Source organism: Dietzia maris (genome assembly GCF_014144855.1).
Classification (GTDB): domain Bacteria; phylum Actinomycetota; class Actinomycetes; order Mycobacteriales; family Mycobacteriaceae; genus Dietzia; species Dietzia kunjamensis.
In genome coordinates, this window is the sequence record NZ_JAALDN010000296.1 from 1 (window position 1) to 5,643 (window position 5,643).

At 72.4% G+C, this 5,643-nt stretch carries 7 protein-coding genes; 4 read left to right on the forward strand and 3 right to left on the reverse strand.

Features of this window, described 5'->3' with window-relative positions; genetic code table 11:
• Positions 1–325, forward strand: a 325-nt coding sequence (locus G6024_RS10080; protein WP_338122138.1) for a PUA domain-containing protein, incomplete at its 5' end; no start/stop codon positions are given.
• Between the two features lie 39 nt (positions 326–364).
• Here G6024_RS10080 and G6024_RS10085 read toward each other — a convergent pair.
• The 3 genes from G6024_RS10085 to G6024_RS10095 are packed head-to-tail and all read right to left on the reverse strand — an operon-like array spanning position 365 to position 2,721.
• Positions 365–988: a carbonic anhydrase gene (locus G6024_RS10085; protein ID WP_096905780.1), complete on the reverse strand. Its 624-nt coding sequence runs from the start codon at positions 986–988 to the stop codon at positions 365–367.
• 23 nt (positions 989–1,011) lie between these two features.
• On the reverse strand, positions 1,012–1,905 hold the full coding sequence (locus G6024_RS10090; protein ID WP_159148625.1) for a Sir2 family NAD-dependent protein deacetylase: 894 nt from the start codon (positions 1,903–1,905) through the stop codon (positions 1,012–1,014).
• Positions 1,906–2,721 carry an MBL fold metallo-hydrolase gene (locus G6024_RS10095; protein WP_159148626.1) on the reverse strand — a complete coding sequence of 272 codons (816 nt, stop codon included), beginning with the start codon at positions 2,719–2,721 and terminating at the stop codon, positions 1,906–1,908.
• A 37-nt stretch (positions 2,722–2,758) separates the two neighbouring features.
• Between G6024_RS10095 and G6024_RS10100 the strand changes: the two genes are divergently transcribed.
• The 3 genes from G6024_RS10100 to G6024_RS10110 all read left to right on the forward strand — a co-directional run.
• Positions 2,759–3,535, forward strand: a complete 777-nt coding sequence (locus G6024_RS10100; RefSeq protein WP_083249632.1) for an AAA family ATPase — start codon at positions 2,759–2,761, stop codon at positions 3,533–3,535.
• Positions 3,536–3,553: 18 nt separating this feature from the next.
• Positions 3,554–5,374, forward strand: coding sequence for an FAD-binding dehydrogenase (locus tag G6024_RS10105; protein ID WP_159148627.1), 1,821 nt, complete (start codon positions 3,554–3,556; stop codon positions 5,372–5,374).
• Positions 5,323–5,643 (forward strand): YbfB/YjiJ family MFS transporter (locus tag G6024_RS10110; RefSeq protein WP_235027849.1); only part of this gene is annotated, 321 nt, incomplete at its 3' end. The genes G6024_RS10105 and G6024_RS10110, both read left to right, overlap by 52 nt.

Below are 5,643 nucleotides of genomic sequence, written 5' to 3' on the forward strand. Positions count from 1 at the left end.
GCCCGAGCGGATGACCGCCCGGCGCTTCTGGGTCCGGCACGCCGCGGACGCCCGCGGGGCGGTCCTGCTGGACGACGGAGCGGTCCGAGCGGTGACCGGCTCGCGACGCTCCCTGCTACTGGCCGGGGTGACCGGGGTGGACGGGCTGTTCCACTTCGGCGACGTTATCGAGATGCACGACGTCGACGGCCGGGTGGTCGCCCGCGGGATCGCCCAGTACGACTCGGTCGAGGTCCGCGCCCGGCTGGTCGACCGGGCGGCGGGCGGCACCGGCTCCGGTCAGGGGCGCCCGTTGGTGCACGCCGACGACCTCGTCCCGGTCTGACCAGCGCTGGTCCGACCACCGACCCCGGTCGGCCCGCGCTCAGCCTTCCGTGACGGTCCCCTCGGTGTGGACCGGGGTGACGGTCCCCTCCTCGAGGTTGTAGATCGCGCCGACGATCGCGGTGCGGCCCTCGGTGATCGCGCGGTCGACGGCGGCCGACTTCTGCCGGATCGCGGTGACGGTGTGGCGGACGTTCTCCACCACCACGTCGTCGTACCCGGCGTCCGGGTCGCGCCGCGCCTCGAACACGGCCGGCGAGATCCGCTCGACCACGTCGCGCAGGTACCCGGACGGGGTGGAGTGCGTGTCGATGGCGGTGATCGTGGCGCCCACCGCGCCGCACGAGGTGTGTCCCAGGACCAGGGTCAGCGGGATGTTCAGGGCCTCGATCCCGAACTCGATCGACCCGAGCACCGACGAGTCCACGATGTGGCCGGCGTTGCGGATCACGAACAGGTCGCCGAGCCCCTGGTCGAAGACGACCTCGGCGGGGACGCGGGAGTCCGCGCAGCCGAACACCTGCGCGAACGGATTCTGCTGGCAGGCGAGCTCGGTGCGCCGAGAGGGGTCTTTGTGCTCGTTGAGGTTCTCCCCGGCCACGTAGCGGGCGTTGCCGCGGAGTAGTCGGGCCAGTGCGGTCCCCGGTGTCTTTGCGATCTGCATGGCCCTATTTTGCTCCTCGACGCTCACCCGTGGTGCGGCAGGGCCGCATCTGTCAGCTCGAGGACCTCCACGCAGTCGCCGTCGATCGTCAGGGTGGCCTCGTCGTGCGCGCGGGTGCGGCCGCGGTTGACCACCGCGACGGGCGTGCCGGTGGTCACCGCACGCCGTACGAACCGGTATCCGGAGCGGACGGTCAGGGAGGAGCCGACGACGACGACGAGGTCCGACCCGTCGACGAGCGCGTTGGCCTCCTGCACGCGATGCGCGGGGACGTTCTCGCCGAAGTAGACGATGTCCGGTTTGAGGACTCCCGAGCAGGCCCGACAGTCGACCATGCGGAAGTCGGAGGTCTCGGCCAGGACGGCGTCGGCATCCGGCGCCACCTCGATCGCGCCGCGGGAGGTCACGCGTTCGATGAAGCCGGGGTTGAGGCGTTCGAGCTGTTCGTGCAGCGCCCACCGGCTCTGTCGCAGGCCGCAGTCCAGGCAGATGATCACGGCGTAGGTCCCGTGCAGGTCCACGAGCCGGCGGTTGCCCGCCTTGAGGTGCAACAGGTCCACGTTCTGGGTGATCACCCCGGTGACCAGGCCGCGACGCTCCCAGTCGGCGAGCAGGAGGTGCGCGGCGTTGGGTCGTGCGGCCTCCATGTGCCGCCACCCGAGGTGGTTGCGCGCCCAGTAGTGCCGGCGGAACGTGGGGTCGCCCACGAACTGTTGGAACGTCATCGGGGTCCGGCCGGGCGAATCGGGCCCGCGGTAGTCGGGGATGCCCGACGGGGTCGAGATGCCGGCGCCGGTGAGCACCACCGCCCGTCGGCCCCGGAGGAGTTCGGCGAGTGCGGCCGCGCGGTCGGGGAGGTCCGGGTCCGCCTCCGTGCGCTCGGCCGGCGTCCAGGCGGTTTCGCGGATCCTGACCATCTAGAGGCCCCCGGGCCCCGAGGGGTCGTGCGCGCACACCACGTCGAGGGTGCGGTGGCGACGCCGGGCCAACCCGGCGAGCCTGGCGTGCGTCAGGGACACCGCGCCCGGTTCCAGGGCCAGGGCGCGTTCCAGGACGGGGATCGGCCTCGGCACGCGACCCGTCTGACCGATCTGCCCCTGGTGGTAGAAGGCGTCCCCGGCGTGGAGGAGGTCTTTGTCGTCGTCGTCGTTGCCGTGGACGCGGTCGTGGTCACCGACACCACCGGTGCGGCCGCCGCCGGGTACCAACACCCCGGCGTGACCCACCGCGTGGCCCGGCAGGTCCACCAGCATCATCCCCTCGGCGACATGGTCCAGGGGGTGCGCCCGGAAGCCCTCCCACCGGTCGGTCCCGTAGGAGTACTCGACGAACCGCGGCCCGTGCGACCACTGGGGGCGGCGGTACCGGCGGCGCTCGACGAACCGCGGCGTGCGCACCGCCCACGTCAGCGCCTGGGCGACGACGTGCACCTGCGCCTCCGGGAAGTCGGCGAGTCCCCCGATGTGGTCGACGTCCATGTGGGTCAGCACGATGTGCCGCACGTCCCGCGGATCCAGGCCCAGAGCCCCGATGCGGTGGACGGCGGTCTCGCCGGTGCGCAGCGCCGGGCGCAGCGCGTGGCGCATCGCCCCGAGGCGTCCGGCCGGGTCGGCGATGTCCTGCAACCCGATCCCGGAATCCACCAGCACGAGCCCGTCCGGGGCCTCCACGAGCAGCACGCGCGTCGGAACGAGGCCCCCCATCGTGCCGCAGTTGAGCTGGTGGATCCGCATGGGAGAAACGGTACCGACCGACGGTAGGGTGCGTGGCATGGCCGCAGGTGGAGTGCTCGATCCACGACCGGTGGTACGCGTCGAGCGGCAGCGCGACGGGGGCGTGGACGAGCGGGCCGAGCCCGTGTCGGCCGGGGCGGGGCGGTGGCCGTACTCGATCCCGGCGGTGGCCCAGCTGTTGCGCGAGGGACTCGAACTCGACGACCTCACCGTGCTCGTGGGGGAGAACGGCGCCGGCAAGTCGACGATCGTCGAGGCCGTCGCCATGGCGTACGGGCTCGGCGCCGAGGGCGGGTCGGTCAACGGCCGTGACGTCACCTGGGAGTCGGAGTCCCCGCTGCACGACTCACTGCGGCTGGTCCGGGGCGGGGGCGCGCCGAAGTGGGGCTACTTCCTGCGCGCCGAGACCATGCACGGCATGTTCACCTACCTGCAGACCGCGCAGAAGGAGCAGACCTCCGGGCCCGTGGAGCACTTCCACACGCGCAGCCACGGTGAGGCGTTCTGGGACATCGTCACCACCTCGCGGTTCTCCGGCGGCGGGTTGTTCGTGCTGGACGAGCCCGAGGCCGGACTGTCCTTCGACGCCCAACTCAGACTGGTCGCCCTGCTGCTCGAGCTGGCCGACCGGCGCGGGGCGCAGGTGCTCATGGCCACCCACTCGCCGATCCTCGCTTCGGTGCCCGGCGCCGCGGTGTACGAGCTCTCCGACGCCGGGATGCACCGCACCCGGTGGGAGGATCTGGCGATGGTCGACCACCACCGGCGCTATCTCGACGCGCCGGAACGGTATCTGCGCCACCTGCTGGAGTGACCGGGCACACTGGGGCGCATGAGCCGCTCTGAGTCCCGATCGCACCGCACCACCGGCGAGGCCCGGCCCGTCCACCCCGTCTACCCGGAGTGGCAGCCGCCGTCGGCGTCACGGGCGGCCAACACCGGACCGCTTCCCGCGCCGGAGCCGGGCTTCACCCCGGACGTGATCGTCGTGGGGCACGGTCTGTCCGGACTGGTCGCCACCCACGAGGCGACCCGCGCGGGCAAGAAGGTGCTCGTGGTGGACCAGGAGAACGAGAAGAACCTCGGCGGTCAGGCGTTCTGGTCGCTGGGCGGCCTCTTCCTGGTCGACACACCCGAGCAGAAGCGGATCGGGATTTCCGATTCGCTCGAGTTGGCGTGGCGGGACTGGCTCGGCTCCGCCGGCTTCGACCGGCCGGAGGACCACTGGCCGCGGCAGTGGGCGCGTGCCTATGTCGAGTTCGCCGCGGGGGAGAAGCGGCGGTACCTCCACGACCTGGGCCTGCGGATCATCCCCACCGTCGGCTGGGCCGAGCGCGGCGGCGGCGACGTGGCCGGGCACGGCAACTCCGTCCCGCGCTTCCACGTGACCTGGGGGACCGGGCCCGAGGTGGTGCGGGTGTTCGAGGAACCCGTCCTGGAGGCCGCCCGGGCCGGGCTCGTGCGCTTCGCCGTACGTCACCGGGTCGACGAGATCGTGGTCGAGGACGGTCGCGCCGTCGGCGTGCGAGGAGCGACCCTCGTGCCCTGCGACCACGACCGGGGTGTGGCCTCCCCGCGCGAGGAGACCGGCGCGTTCGAGTTCCGGGCCGGGGCGGTGCTCCTCGCCTCCGGCGGTATCGGCGGCAACCCCGACCTCGTTCGTCGGTACTGGCCCGCGGACCGGCTCGGCGACGCTCCCGAGCGCCTGATCCTGGGGGTGCCCGAGCACGTGGACGGCCGGATCCTGGAGATCTCCGCGGTGGCCGGGGCCAACCTCATCAACCGGGACAGGATGTGGCACTACACCGAGGGCGTCGAGCACTACGCGCCCGTGTGGCCCTCGCACGCGATCCGCATCATCCCCGGGCCGTCCACCCTGTGGCTGGACGCGAACGGCGACCGGATGCCGGTACCGCTGTTCCCGGGGTTCCACACCACGGCGTCCATCGAGGCCATCCGCCGCACCGGCCGGGACTACTCCTGGTTCATCCTCGACTCCGCCATCGCCGGCAAGGAGTTCATCCTCTCCGGGTCCGAGCAGAACCCGGAGCTCACGGACAAGAGCATCAAGAAGTTCGCCTCCAAGGCCGGAAGCGGACTGCCGCCGTCGATCGCCGAGTTCGCCGAGAAGGGCGTCGACTGGGTGGTCGCGGACACCCTCGAGGAGATGGTCGCCGGCATGAACTCGCTGCTGCGCGACGGGGAGCCGGAGCTCGACGTGGAGCGGGTGCGCGAGTTCGTCCTGGCGATGGACGGGCAGATGGACAACCCGTTCGCCAAGGACGCCCAGGTGCAGGCCATCCACAACGCCCGGCGCGTCCTCACCGACAAGCTCACCCGGTTGGCCAAGCCGCACCGGCTGCTCAGGGACTCGGGCCAGGGCACGGGCTCGGCGGCCGGCTCCGGTGGCCCGCTCATCGCGGTCAAGGTGCACCTCATGACCCGCAAGACGCTCGGCGGCATCGAGACGACCCTCGACTCCCAGTGCCTGACCCCCGACGGCGAGCCCTTCCCGGGCCTGTACGCGGCGGGCGAGGTCGCCGGCTTCGGCGGCGGCGGCGTGCACGGGTACAACTCGCTGGAGGGGACGTTCCTCGGCGGGTGCATCTTCTCCGGGCTCAAGGCGGGCCGGGCGATGGCGCGGGAGGTCTGATCGGCGCGGGCGGCCGCGAGGAGCGCACGCTCTCCGCGGCGAGGATCGGTATCGCCGGCGCGGCGGTCGTCGGCGTCGCCTTCGGCATGGCGCGGTACGTCTACGGGCTCACCCTGCCCGACATCCGCCGGGACCTCGGTCTGCCGGAGCTGGTGCTCGGGCTCGTCGCCAGCGCCACGTTCGTCGGCTACCTGGCCGGCCTGCTGCTCGCGGGACCCCTGACGGCCCGGCGTGGACCGCGCGCACCGACCACCGTGGGCGGGGTCTGC

Coding starts and splice junctions, on each gene's coding strand:
- G6024_RS10100 (WP_083249632.1), top strand. CDS start 2,759: ATGGCCGCAGGTGGAGTGCTCGATCCACGACCGGTGGTACGCGTCGAG.
- G6024_RS10090 (WP_159148625.1), bottom strand. CDS start 1,905: ATGGTCAGGATCCGCGAAACCGCCTGGACGCCGGCCGAGCGCACGGAG.
- G6024_RS10105 (WP_159148627.1), top strand. CDS start 3,554: ATGAGCCGCTCTGAGTCCCGATCGCACCGCACCACCGGCGAGGCCCGG.
- G6024_RS10085 (WP_096905780.1), bottom strand. CDS start 988: ATGCAGATCGCAAAGACACCGGGGACCGCACTGGCCCGACTACTCCGC.
- G6024_RS10095 (WP_159148626.1), bottom strand. CDS start 2,721: ATGCGGATCCACCAGCTCAACTGCGGCACGATGGGGGGCCTCGTTCCG.